This is a genomic window from Klebsiella sp. GL120222-02, from assembly GCF_003097195.1.
Classification (GTDB): domain Bacteria; phylum Pseudomonadota; class Gammaproteobacteria; order Enterobacterales; family Enterobacteriaceae; genus Klebsiella; species Klebsiella variicola.
The window spans coordinates 745080-765446 of record NZ_QEQO01000001.1; the positions used below are offsets into that span (position 1 = coordinate 745080).

The 20367-nt window shown below is 49.7% G+C and carries 23 protein-coding genes and 1 pseudogene; 11 read left to right on the top strand and 13 right to left on the bottom strand.

Translation table 11 applies throughout. The annotated features are described in order from the left end of the window. Nucleotides 1–2 precede the first annotated feature (2 nt). Both N438_RS03730 and N438_RS03735 read left to right on the top strand, forming a co-directional pair. A complete protein-coding gene (locus N438_RS03730) occupies nt 3–785 on the top strand; it encodes an HPr family phosphocarrier protein (RefSeq protein WP_040968490.1) in 783 nt (260 codons plus the stop codon). Between the two features lie 57 nt (nt 786–842). Next, nucleotides 843–2207 (top strand): GntP family transporter, encoded by a 1365-nt coding sequence (locus tag N438_RS03735; protein ID WP_008804987.1) that lies wholly within the window; start codon nt 843–845, stop codon nt 2205–2207. A 55-nt stretch (nt 2208–2262) separates the two neighbouring features. Here the strand turns inward: N438_RS03735 and N438_RS03740 are convergent, their stop codons facing one another. After that, nucleotides 2263–3162 carry a helix-turn-helix domain-containing protein gene (locus N438_RS03740; RefSeq protein WP_022065600.1) on the bottom strand — a complete coding sequence of 300 codons (900 nt, stop codon included), beginning with the start codon at nt 3160–3162 and terminating at the stop codon, nt 2263–2265. 310 nt (nt 3163–3472) lie between these two features. Between N438_RS03740 and kbvR the strand changes: the two genes are divergently transcribed. Then, nucleotides 3473–4084, top strand: coding sequence for a LuxR family transcriptional regulator KbvR (gene kbvR / locus N438_RS03745; RefSeq protein WP_008804989.1), 612 nt, complete (start codon nt 3473–3475; stop codon nt 4082–4084). Between the two features lie 28 nt (nt 4085–4112). Here the strand turns inward: kbvR and N438_RS03750 are convergent, their stop codons facing one another. Further along, the gene (locus tag N438_RS03750; RefSeq protein WP_071787621.1) at nt 4113–4295 is read right to left on the bottom strand and encodes a small membrane protein; all 183 of its coding nucleotides are present in this window, start codon (nt 4293–4295) and stop codon (nt 4113–4115) included. A gap of 338 nt (nt 4296–4633) precedes the next feature. On the opposite strand from N438_RS03750, the gene N438_RS03755 reads away from it, so the two are divergent. Beyond that, entirely contained in the window at nt 4634–5851 is a 1218-nt protein-coding gene (locus N438_RS03755) for a diguanylate phosphodiesterase (RefSeq protein ID WP_023322569.1), read from the top strand. Between the two features lie 20 nt (nt 5852–5871). Here N438_RS03755 and N438_RS03760 read toward each other — a convergent pair whose 3' ends face one another. The 3 genes and pseudogenes from N438_RS03760 to N438_RS27765 all read right to left on the bottom strand — a co-directional run. After that, the gene (locus N438_RS03760) at nt 5872–6384 is read right to left on the bottom strand and encodes a 2-oxo-tetronate isomerase (RefSeq protein WP_032739867.1); all 513 of its coding nucleotides are present in this window, start codon (nt 6382–6384) and stop codon (nt 5872–5874) included. A 167-nt stretch (nt 6385–6551) separates the two neighbouring features. After that, the gene (locus tag N438_RS03765) at nt 6552–7025 is read right to left on the bottom strand and encodes an Hsp20 family protein (RefSeq protein ID WP_008804992.1); all 474 of its coding nucleotides are present in this window, start codon (nt 7023–7025) and stop codon (nt 6552–6554) included. 453 nt (nt 7026–7478) lie between these two features. Continuing rightward, a pseudogene (locus N438_RS27765) lies at nt 7479–7571 on the bottom strand (hypothetical protein); the annotation flags it as partial. On the opposite strand from N438_RS27765, the gene N438_RS28955 reads away from it, so the two are divergent. Further along, nucleotides 7531–7626 carry a YnaM/YnfT family protein gene (locus N438_RS28955; protein WP_272481883.1) on the top strand — a complete coding sequence of 32 codons (96 nt, stop codon included), beginning with the start codon at nt 7531–7533 and terminating at the stop codon, nt 7624–7626. The pseudogene N438_RS27765 and the gene N438_RS28955 sit on opposite strands and share 41 nt — an antisense overlap. A gap of 428 nt (nt 7627–8054) precedes the next feature. Further along, the gene (locus N438_RS03775) at nt 8055–8684 is read left to right on the top strand and encodes a helix-turn-helix transcriptional regulator (protein WP_012541798.1); all 630 of its coding nucleotides are present in this window, start codon (nt 8055–8057) and stop codon (nt 8682–8684) included. 467 nt (nt 8685–9151) lie between these two features. Here N438_RS03775 and N438_RS03780 read toward each other — a convergent pair whose 3' ends face one another. Continuing rightward, nucleotides 9152–9697, bottom strand: a complete 546-nt coding sequence (locus N438_RS03780) for a GNAT family N-acetyltransferase (RefSeq protein WP_038422502.1) — start codon at nt 9695–9697, stop codon at nt 9152–9154. Between the two features lie 219 nt (nt 9698–9916). Between N438_RS03780 and N438_RS03785 the strand changes: the two genes are divergently transcribed. Next, a complete protein-coding gene (locus N438_RS03785) occupies nt 9917–10810 on the top strand; it encodes a LysR family transcriptional regulator (RefSeq protein WP_049156981.1) in 894 nt (297 codons plus the stop codon). Between the two features lie 10 nt (nt 10811–10820). Here N438_RS03785 and N438_RS03790 read toward each other — a convergent pair whose 3' ends face one another. The 3 genes from N438_RS03790 to N438_RS03800 all read right to left on the bottom strand — a co-directional run bounded on the left by N438_RS03790 (nt 10821) and on the right by N438_RS03800 (nt 12877). Then, entirely contained in the window at nt 10821–11408 is a 588-nt protein-coding gene (locus N438_RS03790; protein ID WP_012968292.1) for a LysE family translocator, read from the bottom strand. A gap of 144 nt (nt 11409–11552) precedes the next feature. Continuing rightward, nucleotides 11553–12242, bottom strand: coding sequence for a VIT family protein (locus N438_RS03795; RefSeq protein ID WP_012541806.1), 690 nt, complete (start codon nt 12240–12242; stop codon nt 11553–11555). 53 nt (nt 12243–12295) lie between these two features. Continuing rightward, on the bottom strand, nt 12296–12877 hold the full coding sequence (locus N438_RS03800; RefSeq protein ID WP_008804998.1) for a cytochrome b/b6 domain-containing protein: 582 nt from the start codon (nt 12875–12877) through the stop codon (nt 12296–12298). Nucleotides 12878–13023: 146 nt separating this feature from the next. On the opposite strand from N438_RS03800, the gene N438_RS27445 reads away from it, so the two are divergent. Continuing rightward, a complete protein-coding gene (locus N438_RS27445; RefSeq protein WP_133246596.1) occupies nt 13024–13245 on the top strand; it encodes a hypothetical protein in 222 nt (73 codons plus the stop codon). Nucleotides 13246–13268: 23 nt separating this feature from the next. Here the strand turns inward: N438_RS27445 and N438_RS03805 are convergent, their stop codons facing one another. Beyond that, nucleotides 13269–13652: a hypothetical protein gene (locus N438_RS03805; RefSeq protein WP_116696090.1), complete on the bottom strand. Its 384-nt coding sequence runs from the start codon at nt 13650–13652 to the stop codon at nt 13269–13271. 271 nt (nt 13653–13923) lie between these two features. Beyond that, complete coding sequence (locus N438_RS03810; RefSeq protein ID WP_032733467.1) at nt 13924–14835, bottom strand: LysR family transcriptional regulator; 912 nt, start codon at nt 14833–14835, stop codon at nt 13924–13926. Nucleotides 14836–14936: 101 nt separating this feature from the next. On the opposite strand from N438_RS03810, the gene N438_RS03815 reads away from it, so the two are divergent. The 3 genes from N438_RS03815 (at nt 14937) to N438_RS03825 (ending at nt 17254) form a co-directional block, all read left to right on the top strand. Continuing rightward, nucleotides 14937–15341 (top strand): carboxymuconolactone decarboxylase family protein, encoded by a 405-nt coding sequence (locus tag N438_RS03815; RefSeq protein WP_023322565.1) that lies wholly within the window; start codon nt 14937–14939, stop codon nt 15339–15341. A gap of 292 nt (nt 15342–15633) precedes the next feature. Continuing rightward, entirely contained in the window at nt 15634–16266 is a 633-nt protein-coding gene (locus N438_RS03820; protein WP_023322564.1) for a histidine phosphatase family protein, read from the top strand. A 67-nt stretch (nt 16267–16333) separates the two neighbouring features. Further along, entirely contained in the window at nt 16334–17254 is a 921-nt protein-coding gene (locus N438_RS03825; protein ID WP_116696091.1) for a LysR family transcriptional regulator, read from the top strand. On the opposite strand, the gene N438_RS03830 is transcribed toward N438_RS03825, so the two are convergent. Both N438_RS03830 and N438_RS03835 read right to left on the bottom strand, forming a co-directional pair. Then, nucleotides 17251–18945, bottom strand: coding sequence for a thiamine pyrophosphate-binding protein (locus N438_RS03830; protein ID WP_049156991.1), 1695 nt, complete (start codon nt 18943–18945; stop codon nt 17251–17253). The genes N438_RS03825 and N438_RS03830 overlap by 4 nt on opposite strands. 480 nt (nt 18946–19425) lie before the next feature. Further along, entirely contained in the window at nt 19426–20349 is a 924-nt protein-coding gene (locus tag N438_RS03835) for an alpha/beta hydrolase (protein ID WP_012968299.1), read from the bottom strand. Nucleotides 20350–20367: the final 18 nt, after the last annotated feature.

Below are 20367 nucleotides of genomic sequence, written 5' to 3' on the forward strand. Positions count from 1 at the left end.
CCATGCCAAAATTTGCTGCTAATTTAACCATGCTGTTTACCGAACTGCCGTTCCTGGACCGGTTCGCCGCCGCTGCTCGCGCGGGTTTTGAAGCCGTGGAGTTTCTGTTTCCCTATGAGTATGACGCCGGAGAAATTAAACAGCGCCTGCAGGAGAACCAGCTGCAGCTGGTGCTGTTCAATACCCCACCCGGCGACGTCAACGCCGGAGAATGGGGGCTCGCCGCGGTGCCAGGCAGAAGCGCCGAGGCCCGCCAGCAGATCCAGCTGGCGCTGGAGTATGCCTGCCAGCTGGATTGCCCGCAGGTACATATCATGGCCGGCGTGGTACAGCCGGGGATGGATCGCGCAGCCTGCGAGGCCGTGCTTATCGATAATCTGCGCTACGCGGCGGAGTGCTTTGCCCGCCACGACAAGCGGATACTCATCGAAGCGCTGAATCCCCAGACCAAACCGGGCTATCTCTACCACAGCCAATATCAAACGCTGGAGATGGTGAAACGGGTCGACAGGCCAAACGTCGCGGTGCAGTTAGATCTGTTTCACGCGCAGAAGGTGGACGGCAATTTAAGCCATCTCATTACCGAATATGCCGGCCAGTATCGCCATATTCAGATTGCCTCCCTGCCCGACCGTCATGAACCGGATGAGGGCGAAATAAACTATCCGTGGCTCTATGCGCTACTGGATAAAACCGGTTATGACGGCTGGATCGGCTGCGAATATATCCCCCGAGCAGACACGCTTTCCGGGCTGGGGTGGTTCTCGCCCTACCGGAAAAAATAAACGCCGTTTTCTAAAAAAATAACTCTCTGTACACCTGTTAATACCCGAGGCAAACCTATGTCGACATCGGCGCTGTTACTTATTGCGTTAGCCAGCGTAGTGCTGTTGCTCCTGTTGGTGATCAAGGCGAAAGCGCATCCTTTTGTGGCGCTCCTGATCGTCAGCCTGCTGGTGGCATTCGCCACCGGTATTCCGGCAGATAAAATTATTACCACCATTGAAAAAGGCATGGGCGGCCTGCTTGGTCACATCGCCAGCATTATTATTCTGGGCTCAATGCTGGGGGTGCTGATTGAAATGTCCGGCGGCGCCGAATCGCTGGCGAAAACGTTGACCGGCGTACTGGGCGCAAAACGGACCATTGCCGCCTTAACCATCGTGGCTTTTATTCTCGGCACGCCGGTCTTTTTTGAAGTCGGCTTTATCATCATCATTCCGTTAATTTACGGCTTCAGCAAAGTCGCCCACGTGTCGCCGCTGAAGTTTGGCCTGCCGATGGCCGGAGTGATGTTAACCGTGCACGTCGCGCTGCCCACCCACCCTGGCGCAGCGGCCGCGGCAGGCATTCTGCATAGCGATGTGGGCTGGCTGATGCTGGCGGGGATTGGAGTATCGATAGTCGTTGGTATCGTGGGTTATTTTGTCGCCCGGTTTATCAATCGGCGCCATTATCATCTGTCGATTAACGTGCTGGAACAGCAGCAAACAGCTGAAGTGCCGGACCTCTCCGTTAACGCGCAGCAGACCCGTCTGCCGCCGCCGAATGCGCTGGTTATCGGTGGACTGATCGTGGTGCCCATTATGCTGATTGTTTCCGGGACGCTGTGTCAGGCACTGCTGCTGCCGGAAAACGCGGTTCGCCAGCTGATGACCGTCATTGGTACCCCGCCGGTCGCCCTGCTGATCTCCCTGGGCCTGGCGAGCTGGACGCTGGGCATCCGTCGGCGGATGAGCCTGAAAAAGCTGGGCGAAGTCACCGGCAGCGCGATCCCCTCGTCGGCGGATGTGATCCTCGTCGCCGGCGCCGGCGGCGCCTTTGGCGGCGTACTGGTCGCCTCCGGCATCGGCAATGCCTTAGCCGAGGCGCTGGAGACAATTCATCTGCCGCTGATGCCCGCCGCCTTCCTGCTCTCGCTGGTACTCCGGGCCTCGCAGGGATCGGCCACCGTGGCGATCCTCACCACCTCCGGTCTGCTGTCTCAGGCGGTCATCGGGCTGGATCCGATTCAGCTGGTGCTGGTAACGCTGGCGACTTGCTTCGGCTCGCTCGGGTTATCGCACGTCAACGATGCCGGGTTCTGGGTCGTCACGCGCTATCTCGGGCTCTCGGTGCCGGACGGGTTAAAAACCTGGACCGTATTGACGACCATCATGGGGGTGACGGGCTTTCTGATCACCTGGCTGCTGTGGTTTGTGTTGTGATATTCGTGAAAGGTGGCCACCGGGCCACCTTTATTTGTCATTTGTCATTTGTCAGTTAGCCGGGCGCTGACCGCGCTGTCACCTCACCAGACAGCGTCACCGGAATAAAATAGCGTACGCGATAGCGCCTTTCCGCCGCTGGCCCACCTTCCGTATGACGCTCGAGAAAGCATTCAATGTCGACCCCCTCCCGGCGGCTTGCTCCCAGCGCTGGCAGCAACTCCATATACAGATCGCTGGATAAACGGGCGTAACGCGCCCAACTGCCATAGAATTCAACGCCAACATACAACCCAGGCCTTGTCGTCAACGTGCTGTTCGTCGTCAGCGCGGGCAGCGCCCCTCGCTCCCGATGACAACCGACAAAAGCGTTAACCTCGACGTTAAGCTCATTGTTTCTCGCCGCATAATAATCGGATAACACAGAGAGACGGCCACCGCCAGCGGTAAAAAAACGGTCAACCTTTTGTCTGACAGCCGTCTTCGACGTGCTTTGCAATACCATATCCGACAGGCGCAGCTCATACTTCATTGGAGAGCCACGATAGACCCTCTCGGGCAGTGAACAGAAACGGGCCTGAGGCAGGCTCTCACCCTCCGGGTCGAATTTCTTTAACAGCAAAGCCGTGTCCCAGTGCACGGCGCAACGGTATTCCCGTGGCGAGAGCGAGAAGCGCTTCTTAAACTCCCGGGAAAAAGTCTGCGGCGAATCATAGCTTAACTGCCAGGCAATGGCGGCGATCGGTTGCCGTGTTAATCGCAGACTCACCGCCGCGATGGTCAACCGCCGCAGCCGGATATACTGCCCGATGGGTAACTGACCATACTGATAAAACACCTCATAGACAAACCGGCGCGAATACCCCATATACTGCGCCAGGTCATCGATAGACGGGTTACAGTAGATATTATCTTCCAGCCACGCCAGCATTTTTAAATAGAGCATCTGCTTCATAGATACCGCATACTTCCTGTAGTCTTATCCTCCTCTAATTTTAACAACAGGCGGCGGACAGCACTAAGCTTTTTATGCACGGCAAAAATAAAAAAATAATTATCAGTGAAAAACCCTAACAGACATATGATTAACGTTTTGTTTATTAGGAACTTTCGTATGCTCATCTGCCGTTATCCCACTTTCTCCAGCGAATATTGCATTAGTGTAAAACATCCCTTAGATTATCTCGTCTAAAAATATTCAGCGCATTGCCATTATATGTTTTAATTTATCCTGATATCATTTTAATACCCAACAGGGAAGTTATATGACGAATTTTTTGTTCAATATAAAAAATCACTATCTGCGGGTCGCGATTGCCGAACTGGTCAATGAAACGATGCAGGCGTGCGAGCGATCGCATTATCAGTTTTCTCAGCAATGGAAGCCGGCGTCGATTGCACAAGCCGATGTCATATTCACGGAAATGGTGGCGGGAGAATGGTACTTATGCCATGAACTTTTACAGCACGCTACAGAGAATTATCAACTTTTTATTTTCCTGAATGATGAAGAGGTTACCGTCATCGATCACTTACCCAACTGTTTTAAGCATGCGGTATTTATACACCCGCACACCGCCGTTCATCTTCTTAAGGAGGTGATAGGTCATGCAATTCAACGTCCCTTAACGGAACAGCATGGCTCTCCCTTTAATCGTCTGCGTCGCTGCATAAATTGTCCCTGTAAGTCATTGAGCGACGCGCAAACCAAAGTCATCTACGCGTTCAGCATTGGCCTGAGCCCGCATGAAGTTGCCACTGTACTTAAAATTAGTCACAAAACGATCCATTCGCATAAAAAGAACATTATGAATAAGTTCCATTTAAAGAGTCGACAGCAATTCAACAATCTTGTCCAGATACTCGCCAGACGTTAACCTCATAAAATATTATTATGCTAACTCATTATCTTCTGGAACGGAAGACATAACGTCTTTTGCGCCTCTCTTTAATATAGGAAATACCGCTCCACAAAGAAATAATGGGGCAAAAAATCAAACATAAAACAATAAGCAAATCACCCATGACAACCTCGAAAAATAAAAAGAATTTGATTGGCATAGATAATATTGACCTCATATTATCCATGCAAGCTCATTTCTTTTTTTCCAGAACACGTCATAGCGTGGTAGGATAATTCCTGACAGCCATTATTTAATCGCTAAGTTCAGTCTCCGCCCCCGAGTTTTAGAAGAAATGTATGGCCTGTTATTGTCTTTTAGCAACGATATTGAGAAAAAGATAGCTAAACATCCGATTCCCTGTAGAGTGAAAGGAATCACCATGTGAATCTCCCGTTCCGCGTAGCGGACATCACGGTTGGTTGAATGTCAGAAAAGCGGGCTTCCTCCTTGTGGACAAAGCCAAACCTCCCTTTTTACGCTCTGTACAGGCCATCGCGCTCTGCCACAGCGAACGGAATGACTATGCTAACCACCCTGATTTACCGCAGCCAGGTTGATCCAGCCCGGCCACTGACCGATCTTGACGCCCTTATTCATCGCGCCAGCGGAAAAAATATGCCCCTCGGGATAACCGGGATTCTGCTGTTTAATGGTCAGCAGTTTTTCCAGGTACTGGAAGGAAATGAGGAGATCCTCGAGTCGTTATTCAGCAAAATACAGTTCGACCCACGACATCGCGATGTGGTGGAGCTGATGCGCGACTACTCGGCCTATCGCCGTTTTCGGGACGTCGGTATGCGGATGGTGGATCTCCGCTATCATGAGAATGATGCTGCGGTAGAAGAGATCCTGCGCTTCAGCACCTTTGGTGAAAGTGAGCCGATCAATGACCGCATGTTCAGACTGATTAGCGCCTTTATCGCCGACGGCGGGCGCTATTGCCTGCCCGAGTCTCTGCAGCCTTCTCGCTGGTCGATGACTCCCGCAGTGGGCAATGCCTCGCCGCGCAACCTGACGGATCAGCCCTGCCAGTTCGCCCTGCAGGCCATCGTCGAGCCGGCCAAAAGGCGGGTCTCTTCCTTTGAAGCCCTGATCCGCAGCCCAACCGGCGGCTCACCCGTGGAAATGTTTGCCGCCATTGCAGCGGAAGATCGCTACCGTTTCGACCTTGAGAGCAAAGCGTTCGCCTTCTCTCTCGCCGCCCGCCTTCCACTCGGCAAACAGCAGCTGGCGGTCAATCTGCTGCCGGGCTCGCTGTATAACCATCCTGACGCCGTTGGCTGGCTGATGGACAACCTGCTGGCGGCAGGTCTCAGGCCAGAACAGGTCTTGATCGAGGTGACTGAGACGGAGGTTATCTCCTGTTTCGACCAGTTCCGCAAAGTACTCAAAGCGCTGCGCGTGGCCGGCATGAAACTGGCCATCGACGATTTTGGCGCCGGTTACTCCGGTCTGTCGCTCCTGACCCGCTTTCAGCCTGATAAAATCAAAGTGGATGCGGAGCTGGTGCGCGATATTCATATTAGCGGCACCAAACAGGCGATTGTCGCCTCGGTCGTGCGCTGCTGTGAAGATCTCGGCATCACCGTGGTCGCCGAGGGCGTCGAAACCATTGAGGAGTGGTGCTGGCTGCAGTCGGTAGGCATTCGCCTGTTTCAGGGATTTCTCTTTTCCCGACCCTGCCTTAACGGCATCGGGGAGATCTGCTGGCCGGTAGCGCGCCAGGCAACGGACCTGTAAGGACGCGCACCCGGGCATCGTCATTGCCAGTGGGCAAGCTTTTCGCTCAGTGCCGCCAGGGCATATCGTACCGCTTTCGCCACCACGGTCTCACAGTCGCCGGCAAAGCACATCCGTTTGGTTTCAGTCTGGCCGCGAAAATTCCAGGCAAACCATACCGTGCCGGCGGGGGTACCATCTTCCCCGCCCTCCGGTCCCGCGTAGCCGCTGATGGCGATGGCGATATCGGCGTCAGCCATTGCCAGAATACCGGCCGACATCTCCTGGACGCACGCTTCGCTGACGGCGCTGTGTACCGCCAGGGTTTCCGCACGAACCTGCAGCACGTTTCGTTTGGCTTCATCGCTGAAAGTGACGACGCCGGTATCATAAAACGCCGCGGTATCCGCCTGAGCACAGAGCGCCGCCGCCAGATTGCCCCCGGTGCAGGACTCTGCCGTGGTTAGCCGCCAGCCCCGAGCAACCAGCATCTGAGCCACTTCCGCCGTTAGCGCTGAGGTCGGTTTTGCATCGTAACTCATCTCGTCTGTCATTCAGACCCCTCACAAAATATCAAAGGAATAACAGCAGCATCGCGCCAGTTAAAAGAATAGCATATCGATTTCTCTCGTCGGCAGTAGACCGATCGCGTCAGTTCGGGTGGAAAAATAAAGGCCCGCTGCGCGGGCCTTAGCGAATACTCGTCTGAACTGTCGCCGAATCAGACCTTGTGTTCAATCACCCGGCCGTGACTCTCAATGGCAATTTTGCGCGGTTTTTCGCTTTCCGGGATCTCCTGATGGATAGTCACCTTTAAGATCCCACTATCCAGCTGTGCCTGATTAATCTGGGCATGTTCAGGAAGCGAGAAACTCAGCTGGAAATCAGCGCGGCGGATGCCTTTATATATCCAGCGCTGGCTACCGTCGGTCCCGGAATCAGTTTCTCCACGTTTGCCGGTAATATGCAGATTACCGCCGACGGTCTCTATTTCCAGTTCCTCATCTTTCCAGCCGGGCACGCTGACGCTAAGCAGGAAATTACTGTCATCTATTTTCTGCAAATCATAGGCCGGCAAGGCGCCCACCGGCGTATCGCCAGTTAACTGGCTGAAAAGACGGTCAATGCGGTTGAAACGATCGGCAAAAAGAGAATCAGCGAAAACAGGGAGTGCTGACAAGGTTTTGAGTGCCATAATTAACCTCCTGAATATCCATTCAAAAGCTCAACATAAAGGCAAGCATTGCTTGTCCGCTATATAAAATAATATCTGCAGTGCATTTTTCAAGAGCGAAAATAAAATTTTTTATCACTCGCCACAGGAAAAAATAACCAGGCCGGGTGGCAGAGTGACCCCCGCCCGACGGCGGGGGCAGTGGCGCTTCTGAGTCCCATAACTGATGCTGTTTAACATTCAATAAACAGAAGCGACATGTATATATAACTTGTTCAAAGGGATGTCAACGCCCGGACCGTGCCACCACCCCCACCGTCCGTTTTGTCCTTTACGACTGCAGTGATAAGCGCGTTCCTCACCAGCGGCTCGCTCCGCCGCCCGAGGCGCGCTGACAAGCCATTACCTTGCTGGCATCAGCCGGCAAACCCTGACGGAAAAATAGTCAGCCCTGCAAGGAACCTTTCTCTCCGTCCCGTGCCTAATAACCTGCATACGCACTTTCTGAGGCACCACCATGACCGGTATTTTTATCTCCACCACCCTGTTCGCCCTCTTCGCGTCGATGTTGCTCGGCCTGGGGATGGTCTGGAAAGGCATTTCCAACAACCCCGATAACTGATTCTTTTGTACGCCGTTGCTGTTCACCCTCCGCAGCGGCGGGACAATACCTCGCTCCCTTTTTGTCAAAGACAACCCCTGGCTTCGCTCAGGCGCGATCTCATCGAGGATCCGCGCCTGCACAACGTATTTTTGAAATAGCAATTCACACAGTGAATAAATTACTTTGATTAATATATTTGAGACCAGAATTAACGCATGCAATATAAGCAATTTAAGCAGTTTGTGCCAAATTGCCGACAACTTCTATGCGTCCAATATACGTAACTCACTGATTTTAAAAATCTTATATCATCCGCACAGCAATAAGTCCAATTTTGGACTTATTGCTTTTGTTTGTTATTAGAAATATCCTAAGCCCATATTCGCAAAACAAATTTGCTTCAAAGAATTTTATCAACCTTAATCCATTTCGCGTTCATCATCACTATGCCTGATTTTTTAATTAACACTGAAAATATTTATCTGAAGCGGGGAATTTGCGAGCTACTGATCGAGATCGCAATCGAAGAAAATATCTGTACGCCCTTTTCCCTTCACGAATATTCATCTGACATCATTAGCCAGACTGATGTGCTTTTTACGGAAATGGAAACCGGTGAACATTACCTGTGTCACCCGTACTTCAAGAAGATACCGCAACAGACGCCTGTCTTTGTTTTTGTCCCCAGCGACAGCTGTGCCCGGGTTGACCGTTTGCCGCTTTGTCTGCGTGATGCCTGTTTTATCAGTATCAACGCCGATCTCCGCAGCATTAAAAAGCAAATTGCAAACCGCCTGACGGCATTAAGTAAACCCGTCGCTGGGGGGGCGGAAAAAGACAGCAGACGCTGCCTTAAATGCCCGCGACTAACATTGACCAAATCGCAGCTTTATATTATCGATGCGATAAAAACGGGAATGAACAATCAACAGATAGCGCAAGAGCTGGGCATCAGCCATAAGACGGTTTTTTCACACAAAATAAACATCATGAAAAAATTCCAGATTGATACTAAGCAAGAGCTGGCGCGATTCTCGGCCATCGCTCTTGCGCTATCCTCAATAGCAACCCATTAACGCCGGGTTTTGTTAAAACGCATCTTAAGCTTCCTTCTGTCTTTAACATATGACAGACCACAAAATAATGATGTTAACAATAACACCACCGCCAGGGCTAATAGCAGAAAATTACTCATACACGACCTTTTCAGAGATAAAGATGATTATCAAATAATACGGGGTATAAGTTTTCAAAAACAACTATCCCTTAGCCATTTCAGATTAAGGTAAGACCTTGTGCGATAATTCTGAAAATGAATAAAGCTGAAGAAATTATTTTTATTATTACGCGCGCATTTAGCTAATAAAAAGCACATCGCTGTACGGGGTAAAGCAGGCGTGACGCGCAGCGGTTACTCCCATAATACCAGCATAAAATTGGGGGCGGATGTCTAAGAGTATCTTCGTGGGCAAGCCAGCAGGTTTTGCCGGAAAGACCCCCAAGGCGACCGCGTCATTAACCGTCGCCAGGGTTAACCTAAACGTTATGTACAGCCACTGATCTGGCTTAACCACTCGTTTAACGTCAATGAATAAAGCAGGCTTGGCGGCGCATCTTTTATATCAGCAATATCGTTAATGTACCTCATCCCGGCTTTCTCGAGAACTTTCTGCGAAGCCAGATGGTTAGCCCGGACAACCGCTGACATCTCCGCAAGTTTAAGCACCTCGAAACCATATCTCATCGCGCCAATCGCAAACTCGGTGGCCAGTCCTTTTCCCCATGCCTCAGTAGAAAACCGATATCCAAGATTGTTAATGGTGACATCGTTATAACTGCGTAGACTGACGCCACCAAAGCCAATGATGTGTTCAGGGGTATTGCGCATTGATATTGCCCAGTTTCCGAACCCGTGCGTTTGCCAGTGCGCGAGCCAGCGCCGCAGGACGACTTCCGCATAGTCTATATTCGGGTACGGTCCTGCGGGGTTGAAGGTATTGGTCGCGGGATCGCCATAAATTCGGTACAGATCGTCGACATCGGAAGCCATGACCGGGCGAAGATGCAAACGATGGGTATCAATGTGCAAACTTACCTCCTGACGGGGAATATTACCGATGATGCTTCGAGGATTTCTGCCTGCCCATTGAAGCACAAATCTCCATACCGGGGAACCGGTTAGCCAGCGTTGAGAAGCATTTGAAAAATTATGCTGCCGATGATGAAAATAGGATATGTTAATTCTATGATGGATTAACGCTTTTGCTGGCTCCACGCCCAGCATTACTGAGTGAACACAGGACTGTAAATGATCGATGACATCCGCTACCTGATAGTATTTGCCAAAATTGTAGAACGAGGTTCTATCTCAGGTGGCGCCGCAGCGTTAGGCCTGACGACCGCAACAGCAAGCACACATTTATCCAGACTTGAGAAAAACCTCAATAGCGCCCTGCTGTACAGAAATACGCGGAAGATTTCTCTAACCCAGGATGGCATCAGTTTGCTGGAGACCGCCAGATCGATGCTGGAGCTGTATGAAAAGGGCGTCATTGAATTTAAACAACGCTCTATCTCTACCGTCGGCAAGCTGCGCATTTCCCTCCCTGCTGTTTTTTTAAACGGTCCATTCACCCGCCATCTGGCGAATTTTATTAAAGAAAATCCGGATATTTCCCTGAGTATTTCTTATAGTGATCTGCGCGAGGACATCATCGCTGATAGCATTGATGTCGCCTTCCGTATTGGCGAACTCCCGGACAGTTCACTCAAAGCAAGACACCTATTTGTTCTACCACGACAACTGGTGGCGTCTAAGGACTTGCTCATGCAGTACCACCCCATTAAGCATCCCGTTGAGCTGGGATCCCTGCCGTGGATTGGGTTAACAATGAGAGAGAACATTCGAGAGTTCAGGCATAAAAATGGCGAACTGGCGGTCATTAAATATGCTCCTATGGTATGCGTTGATAACATTGAAGCTGCCTATGTTCTTGCCAAACAGAACATAGGGCTTGCCGTACCTCCCCGTTTCCTCTGCGAAAATGATGTTAAACTCGGGGAGATGCATGAAGTACTTCCTGACTGGTCATTAGAGCCGCTAAAAGTTTATGCCATTTGGCCCGCCAATATATCAACCAGCAGCGCCGCCTATAAACTAATTAATTACATTTATAACGCTATGGAACAACATAAGCTTTGAACAGCTAAAATCATTGTGGGTAGAGCATATAACATGCGATAACGCATAAAAACCCGCCCATCAATAAATTAAAGATACGCATTTGTGCCCTTCCCTGAAGAAATGTTGACATTTTATCACCGAATATTGCCCAAATTGATAATGAGATATAACAGATAAAAAAGTAAATAATAATGAACAGTATTAGGGGCAGACTGGTTGATGGCTCAGAAAACAAGGTAGTTCCAGAGGTACAGGCAGCCCAGGCTTTTGGGTTGAACCATTGCATTAACACTCCCTGAACAAATCCGGGTGCATTTCCCTTTTTTAATGACCAATCAGGTTGTGATGTGGCAATTTTATAGCCCTGATACAGTATAAAAATAGAGCCGAGAACATTCAGGTATTTAAAAAATGATGGGTGCGAGGCAATGACTGTGTATAACCCAAAACTAACAAAGATAAGCAACAGGGTGAAACCCAGAGTCGCACCGGATACGAAGGCGAATGTTTTTCTAAAGCCATGCATAACACCTGAAGAGATAATGACCATATTGACTGGCCCAGGCGAAAACGACAGAGCCAGAGAATACAGAAACATAGTAGCCATCAAAACCATTTTTTCGTCCACGTTGCCAATGAAAGATATCGTTGTAGCGAGATTTATATAACAAGTTATTTCGCTATATTTAAAGACTACCCCGATATGGACGTTAGATTAAATAGCTCATTCTCTAAAGGTGTGTTTGATAATTTAGCAATTTTACAGCAGTACCTGCCCGGCTATGCGCCCAATCCCCATCGAAAAAAGCATGGCCAGCGTGCTCCAGAACGTAATTCTGCTGATAGCTCTGACAGGCGGTGCGTTACTCACCACGGAAGAGAAATAGCCAAGAGCAGCCAGTGAACAGAGAGTGGATAGGAAAATCGCGATAACAGTCAGTTTTGCTGGCGATAGCACTGCAACGATCAAGGGTAACCCCGCCCCGGCTGAAAAACTCACGGCCGAAAAAATGGCCGCCTGCAAAGGTCGCGCAGAATGAGTATCCGTTAATCCCAACTCTTCGCGGGCATGAGCCTCCAGGGCGTCTTTGGCCATGAGCTGTTCTGCAACCTGGCGGGCAAGCGCAGGCTCCACTCCGCGTTGGATATAAAGAGACGTCAGCTCCCGAACCTCTCCCTGATAATCTGCGTCCAGCTCACTTTTTTCCTCGGCAAGCGCGGCGGTTTCCGTATCCGCCTGGGATGATACCGAAACATATTCCCCTGTTGCCATCGACATGGCTCCCGCAACCAGCCCGGCGACACCGGCCAGCAACACGCCCGAAGGGCTGGTATTTGCAGACGCCACGCCGAGCACCAGGCTGGCGGTTGAGACAATCCCGTCATTCGCTCCCAGGACCGCCGCCCTTAACCAACCGACGCTTTCAATGCTGTGTCGTTCAAGATGCATGCCTTTTTCCTTTTAATACGCACCCTCATCGGGATTAGCGAGAGACCAGAACCTTATCCAACAACGGGATGTTTCTTTTGACTGCGAAAGGTGAGGAAGATATGCAGCAATCCCATCGCACCATGCGCCCAGAAATAGGTTTCAATGAACACCGTCAGAAATTTATGCAAATGCAGGACCGCTTCTGCCAGCGCCGTTGACGTCCCTGGCGCGGTGTCCAGTACAAACCAGAGCCCTCCACAGAGTGCGACCGCCAACAAAGCAAGTACGCCAAGCCCCTGGATCATCGCCGCTATGCCACCGGCATGTGCTTCAGGAAGACGAAATGTCATTAGCATTTTAATGTCTTCAACTACACCGCGAAAATCAAGGGACGACCAGGCAAAATAGTAACGAAACCCACGTTGTTTAAGCATCCATACCAGCATCACTACACCAAGAACCATCAGCGCGAATCCAGAGATAACATGGAACCATGTCACGACTCCGGTCAGAGTTACGTCGCGAAGCGCCTCACTTTCGGTGAGATTAGAACTAATGATCTGCAGCAGAATCAGGGTGGCGACAATAATATGCAGCATGCGGAAAAAAGGGGTGTCTTTGTGCGGAAGCGCATTGCGAAGTTGTTCGTTCATCATTTGGCCATTTTATAAGGGGATCGGCCACATCAGTATTGCGTCTGTTTGTTAACGCAACCTTAACGCCTTGATGTTGAAGTGCACTGAATGATGTATGAATAAAAGGCAAACCATACCGGCTATCTCAGCAGCTAATAGCATCCATGGACTTACTCGTGAAACTGATGTGCCTGTCTCCTCCGCCTTATTTCCTCGTGGAGCGACAGAAGAAGACGCTGCCTCAATGGGTAAACATTATCGTGGTTCGTTTGGCACTGGCTCATGTTGATCCTGGTGCTTCAGGCAAAGCTACCCAGACTCATCTGGGTTGGTTACCGGACGGACCTGGTTTGCTTGAAGACTTACGTAATATGAATAAAGGCTAAACAGAGCATCTTCAACCAAAAGTCTAAGCCTTCAACACACGAATTAATAATCGACCTGTTGAAGGGTCTCTCCTGTGAACGCGCACAGCGTGTGCTTTAAAAACAGGCATATAGCTTTTCCTGAATAAAGGGAGAAACACAAGCAACAGAATTCCTGCGCCAAATGCAGCCAAGCCATGTAACCAGTCAACCATAGTCAGCGGAATGAGGAACAGGCAGTAGTGCAAAACACAGAATACCGTCGTGCATGTCTTCGCCCATCCAGGGACTAAAACATTTGGATCCACTTCGTAAAATTTACTCTTTCTGAGAATGTCCTCAGAGGCTATCCGCATGCCTACGAACCAGAACAAAGGCAGGTACGTCGCTGAAAATAGAGACAGCACAATAATATTCCAATCAGACACTCGCGCACTTCCTTATTCATTGCTTCCCTGGATAAAAATCATTAGCGCGAATATATCATTTTAACGATATAACCCACGCTAAGACGGCTTTTTTTATCTGGCATAATACACTACGATGAGAAACATACCGAGCAATCTTATGCAAAGTCAAGATTAAAAAGGGACGCACGTTCGGGACAAAGGCGAATTATTACGTATTATCAACGTCAGATGGTGCCTCTCTGCCACCGATGCGGCATTCGGTCAGCCGTAGCCGCGTACAATTCATTATTTATTCAAGGTTCAATGCGTAGAGTGATGCACTGAAATTTTTCAATAAAAAATCAACGTATAAACGGATTTTTGGTAACTGTTGACGGTTTGCAAAGGTCAATATATGCACTGGCTTAGCTAATGGTTGAAATTCAGACATCAGAGGCAGCAGTCGGCCATGTTGCAAATCTTCAGCCAACAGGATCTCGGGTTGCATAATAATTCCCAATCCATTCAATGCTGCCCTTCGCAATGCTTCCCCATTGTTACAGGTCATCGTGATGTTTACCGGAGCTCTGACAGGTTTGCCTTCCCTCTGAAGTGTCCATTCATTCGCTGCAATGGGATGGGCAAACCCAAGACATCGATGATGGCATAACTCTTCAGGTGTTATGGGTTCCCCTGCCCGTTTTATATAGGCCGGAGATGCACACATGACTGAGCGATATGGCGCTATCGAACGGGCAACAAGTGTATTAACATGCAGGAGCTCACCAATCTTAATCATGACATCTAAACCTTCATCTGCCATATCCATCGATTTATCGCTCAGCACCAGGTCTACTGCCATATCAGTCCATTCAATAAGAAACTGAGCAGTAACAGGCGAAAGCGCATGGACACCAAAGGAGACTGGGCAACCTACTCTCAGTTTTCCACGTGGCTTCTGGTGAAGAGCAAATGCCTGTGACTCGCTATCTTCAATATCAGCTAATATCCGGCGGCAACTCTGATAATAACCCTGACCAAAATCGGTCAGACTTTGCCGACGCGTTGTGCGATTAAGTAAGCGAACGCCGAGATGTTCCTCTAACGCTTTGATATGCAGCCCAACCATGGTTCCGCTGATTCGCATCTCTTCAGCAACAGCGCTAAAGCTGCCCCTGTCCACGACGCGGACAAACACCGCCATACTTTCCAGTTTATTCACTATTATCAAGCCTGGCTTGTTAAAGATAAAAACATAACGCTGTTTATCAAATTTCACCAGCGGGTTTTAATCTGTTTTCACTTAGTGCAGGAGGGTTAAAAATGATGACCAATACAGAGCTCCGTGAGCAAGGAATGAGATTGTTTAATGAGCTGTATGGAAATGGCGCAGGAGAAGAACTACGAAAGGACATGGCCGATTTGTGCCCTGATTTTACTGATATCTCGATCGAATGGGCTATGGGAGGCATCCTTGCACGCCCGGGGCTGGATGCTAAAACGCGGGAGATGGTTGTCATTGCTTCCTGCGTCACTCTGGGTCATACGGTTCCACAATTGAGGGCACACGCTCAGGCAGCGCTAAATGCAGGGGCAACCAGAGAAGAAATCATCGAGGTTGTCCTGCAATTACTGTTTTATGCAGGAGGCGCCGCGGTGCGCAATGCACTCGTCAATATACGCGATATTATAAATGCTGAGTTAAACGTCGAAGCGAAAATGTCCTGAAGACAATCGCTGTTTGCCATTCTAGCCATCCCATTTGACAAGCGTGCTGGCTCGGGTCATTGCCTGGCGCGTTTTTTGGATTGTCCGCATCACATTCCTAACCAGGCGTCACTGATTAAGGGAATGGGATGGCTAACTCGATTTCAGAGACGGTATCTCATCACTACATGCTGTCAGATACAAGGAAAGCGGGGAGGCAGAACCTGTCTTCGTCCAGCGCTAAAAATCCCACGCTATTAAAGGGATTTGTCTAAACGGTAGAATTTAAATCAACAACATACATGGCCATTTAATGATGCAAGTGATACTTGTGCGACACGCGGAAACAGAGTGGAATATAAAAGGAATAATTCAGGGACAGAGTGACAGTGCGTTAACCCCCCGCGGGGAGCGCCAAACATCAGCTTTACTTGCCGCGTTTGCAGCGAGTGATTACCGGGTAGACTGCGTTTACACGTCTCCGCTTGGTCGTGCCTGGCAAATGGGACAGCGCCTGGCTGACCATTTTCGTTGCCCATTGATAGCTGAGCCGGCCCTCAAAGAACAGGCCTTTGGCCAGTTCGAAGGTATGTTAACGTCACAGCTCATGCAACAACGTCCCCACGATGCGCATGCGTTATTCACACATGATGCCGAGTATTGCCCACCACAAGGAGAGTCATTAGCACAAGCAACCCGACGAGTAACAGGTTTCATACACAACTTACAAGAAACCACAGAACATCAGCGCGTCTGTATTGTCACGCACGGGCAAGTCAGCCAGGGCGTGCTGGCGGTGCTTAAAGAAGGGACTATTGATAACTTTTCGCGGTACGCTCACCCTAATGCAAGTTACTCGGTGTTCGATTTCCGGGATGGGAAATGCCTGGCAATCAGATGGGGAATTGCCACACACCTGCTTCAACTCGAGCGCCAGAACGCTTAATTTCATATGCCCCTCTGCGGCAAACAAGTGATACCCTGGAAGGTATGAACCCGCTTCAGGAATGCTTATGAAACCAACCCTTAATCAGTTGATTAACTTTTGCACTGTTGCTGAAACCGGAAACATTGGCAAAGCCGCCAGTAAACTTAATATTTCGCAGCCTCCCTTAAGCCGGCAAATAGCCCAGCTGGAAACTATCCTCGGTGCAAAGCTATTTAACCGGGCCGCTAAAGGTGTCAGTTTAACCCTTGCCGGGGAGCAATTTCTGCTGGACTGTCGCGCGATGCTGGCAATGCTGGAGCAGGCCTGTAATAACGTACGGGCAATAGAATCAGGGCAGAAAGGGGTTCTGAAATTAGGCGCAACAATGTATGCCAGCTATAGCGTTGTGCCGCATGTTGCGATGCAGCACAGGAATACCTGTTCCGACGTGGAATTGCATTTTCAGGAGAGGATCCCCTCTGATTTACACGCCGCATTACAAGATGGCAGATTGGACGCGGCAATCAGCTTCTCCGAGACGGCCACGCCGGGGATTCATTCACTGGTGCTCTTGCGTGAGCCGCTCATCGCCGCCCTTCCTGCCAACCACCCCCAGGTTCAACACGAGCATTTCAGGCTTGAATCACTCTGTGATGACCCGTTCATCACGGTTCCGCGCGAGAGCGCGCCGATGCTCTATGATTCCATCCTTCATCAGTGCCTCAAAGCTGGATTTAGTCCGCAAATAGGTCTGGAAGCCTCCGTGCAGCAGACTGTGATGAATTTTGTGGCCCATGGTGTTGGTGTCGCGCTTATTCCCGCCAGTATGGAGAATGCTCAATTACGCGGTGTGGTTTACCGGAAGCTGGAAAATCCGAATATGGTGGAGAATATGCTGATGTGGTCGGCAAAGAACACTAATCCGGCTTTACCGGGTTTTGTGAACCTGTGCCGCAGTATCAGGGATAAACTGGATGCGGCACAGTCTGGACGGATTAACGATTAACTTTTACTGATGATGATTTCGATCACGTTAGGCTTGCCACTCGCCAGTGCGGCCTCAACGGCCGGGCCGATATCGCCGGCACGGATAACTTTTCTGGTCTCCAGCCCCATCGAGGCACCCAGTGCCTGATAATCCACTGCCGGATTAACCAAATCCATTGCGATGAAGCGATCTGTTTGGGCCGACGTATAATCCGCCTGTGAACGCATGAAGTTTTTCAATACGTTATATTCCGTGTTATTCATGACAATAAAGGTGACTGGCAGTTTTTCGTGTGCGGCCGTCCAGAGAGCCTGAGGGGAGTACATCGCCGCGCCGTCTCCCACAAAACACACCACAGGCGCTTTTCCCAAACCGAGTGAATAGCCCACCGCCGCGGGCATCCCCCATCCCAGGCCACCGCCGCGTAAAAAGGCATATTGATCCGCGCGGTGACTGTTGAGAGACTTGCGAAGCGAGCCGCTGGTGGCAATCGCCTCGTCAACAATGGCCACATCAGGTCCGATCGCCCTTGCTGCCTCAAACGCCGCCACCAGCGGCGTAATTACCGTAGCAGATTGTTGTTCCTGAACCTGCCCGAGCAGACTTTCTTTGCTCAATTTAAACTCATTAATCGCCTTTTCAAAACGGCGTTGATAATCACGGCGATGGTTTGCCGTGGCTTTCTCCAGTTCAGGAAGTAGCACCTTTAACGATGATTTAATATCGCCAACCACTGAGAGTTCACTACTGTAGGTGCGTCCCAGGTCGCCTGCATCAGCTGATAACTGGAACACTTTGCACTGCTCCGGCACTGCCTGACCTTCGGTATAAAGAATAGTGATAAGCGACTTACCGCCAAGGGCAAAAATAGCATCGTACTGGCTTAACGCTCGGTTAATTTCCGTTGCTTTCGTGGACAGATTGCCCCGCCAGAGAGGGTGTGCTGTTGGGTAGGGGATCCGGTTCGGCCATGTTGAACCGTACACGTCAGCGGCAAGCATCTCAGCAAGAGCAACAACCTCATTGGCCGCTTCACTTTGATAGATTTCGTCGCCGGCAATCAGTGCGACGCTACCCGGAGTAAATGCCGCCAGCTTACTCGCCAGCAAAGGTAACGAACCCGCGACTGCATTGCGGTCGATAGTAGAAGGCGCGCCGATGCCGATAGCACTCATCGCCTCCATCACATCCATCGGAAGCGACAGGAAAACGGAGCCTTTCGGTGCAGCGTCAGAATCGTGGAAAGCCCGGCGAACTAATACCGGTAGCTGGTCAACGTGGGTAACCTCCTGTGACCATTTTGCGAACGTTTTACCCATACCGACCAGATCACCCAACAATAATGGGTCGGTTGTCGTGTGGCGTGAATCCTGCTGCCCCGCCGTCACCACCAGTGGTGTCTGTGAGCATTTTGCATTCAACAGATTTCCCATGCCGTGGCCTAAACCACCGGCGGTATGCAGATTCAGAAAGCCTGGTTTTTTTGCTGCCTGCGCATAACCGTCCGCCATGGCGACTGCACTCGCTTCCTGCAGAGCTAACACGTACTGAATTGACGGTTTTCTTAACAGTGCATCCATAAACGGCAGTTCGGTGGTACCCGGATTACCAAACACATATTCCACCCCTTCACTTTCCAGAACTTCTAACAATACATCACCGCCGCGGCGTGCATTGGCATTCTGGACTTTAGTTATTGCATTACTCATAGACTGATCACCTCTGTCTGCGTATTCCTTCGCCCTGTCTGGCGGGTGATTCAATCTTAATAACAGGCATAACACCCTTTCCAATACTATATTGATGCCCAGCCATACCCTTTTAGGTATGGGAAGTCATGCGCTGTCTGTTAGGAAATGGAAAGTGTTCTGCGTCGAAGCGCTGGCTCCACGCTCCGTTTGCACAGGACCTGTTTTTATAAATGGCGGGCAATATTTAGTGGGATGGATACAGCGATGATGAGACGTATGAAAGAACTGAAAAACAAAAATAAGCACCTTAAAAAGGTACGATGAAGACTGGCTGAAGCCTGAAATTATTTACTAATGGATTATATTTACCTTATAAAAAATTGGAGGACGCTATTACTATCTATGCTGAAAATATCACTTTGTTTCACTTTTGCGTCATCCAGACATCATGATACTGCCCAGGCAACCCGCCTGGGCTGAAAGCATATGTTTCTTCTGTCAAGAAAAAGGGTTCTGAATGATCTCACCTTTTATCATGCAATTAATAATATGCTGAATCACAAGACTGGGCTTGGTCGCATCATCCGCTAATGACTCAAAATAACTATGACCAATGAGGCTATCAGCAGGTTGATTGACACTCCCGCAATTAATTACCGTCACATTATTAGGAATACGTGTCATATAGGCAGGCCCTAAACTCCCTAATCGTGGTAATGCGTTAAAATTGACTATTTTGCTTGCTTTAAGAGCAAGATCATCTCTCGCATGATAGAGAATTACATCACGAGTGACCTCGCAAATTACTTCGGCTGGTTCATTAGTTTCCAGTGCGTTACTTTCCAGATCGGGTGCAACCATGAAACTAAAATCAAATAAACGCCTCCGTTCTACTGAAGACTGATACCAGTTATTCAGCGTCGCGCATAGCACCCGATTCCCCATCGAATGCGCCAGCAGATTTATACTTTTACAGGCTGTTTTACGCCCTCTTCCCCAGTCAACAATCCTTTGAATAACACGTGAAAATGAACTTCCGCTATCGTTTGCTGCATCACGATCATCATAATAACGTTGGATGATTCCTTTCTCGCCACAACAGGGCCAGATTAAAGGGATAACCATGATTTTAAAGGGGGCAAGGGTATCACAGAGATTTTGCACTAACTGAGCGGCCGTGAAGACGTCCTCGGGCAAGTTCCTGAATCCATGCAGATAGAACAAAATTGATTTAACTTGTGATGTCTCTATTGCCTGCAGAAAATTATCGCTTCCCAACTCGATGTCCTTGTTGTTTAATCTATCCCGCTGGCAATAATATACCGAGGCTGAAGGCGTATTATCTAACAGATCAAATATAAAATCGCGTCCTGGGGTTGTAACAAATGATCCTTGCGGAGAACGATTGGTTATAAATAACATACACACCTCCAGAAACCA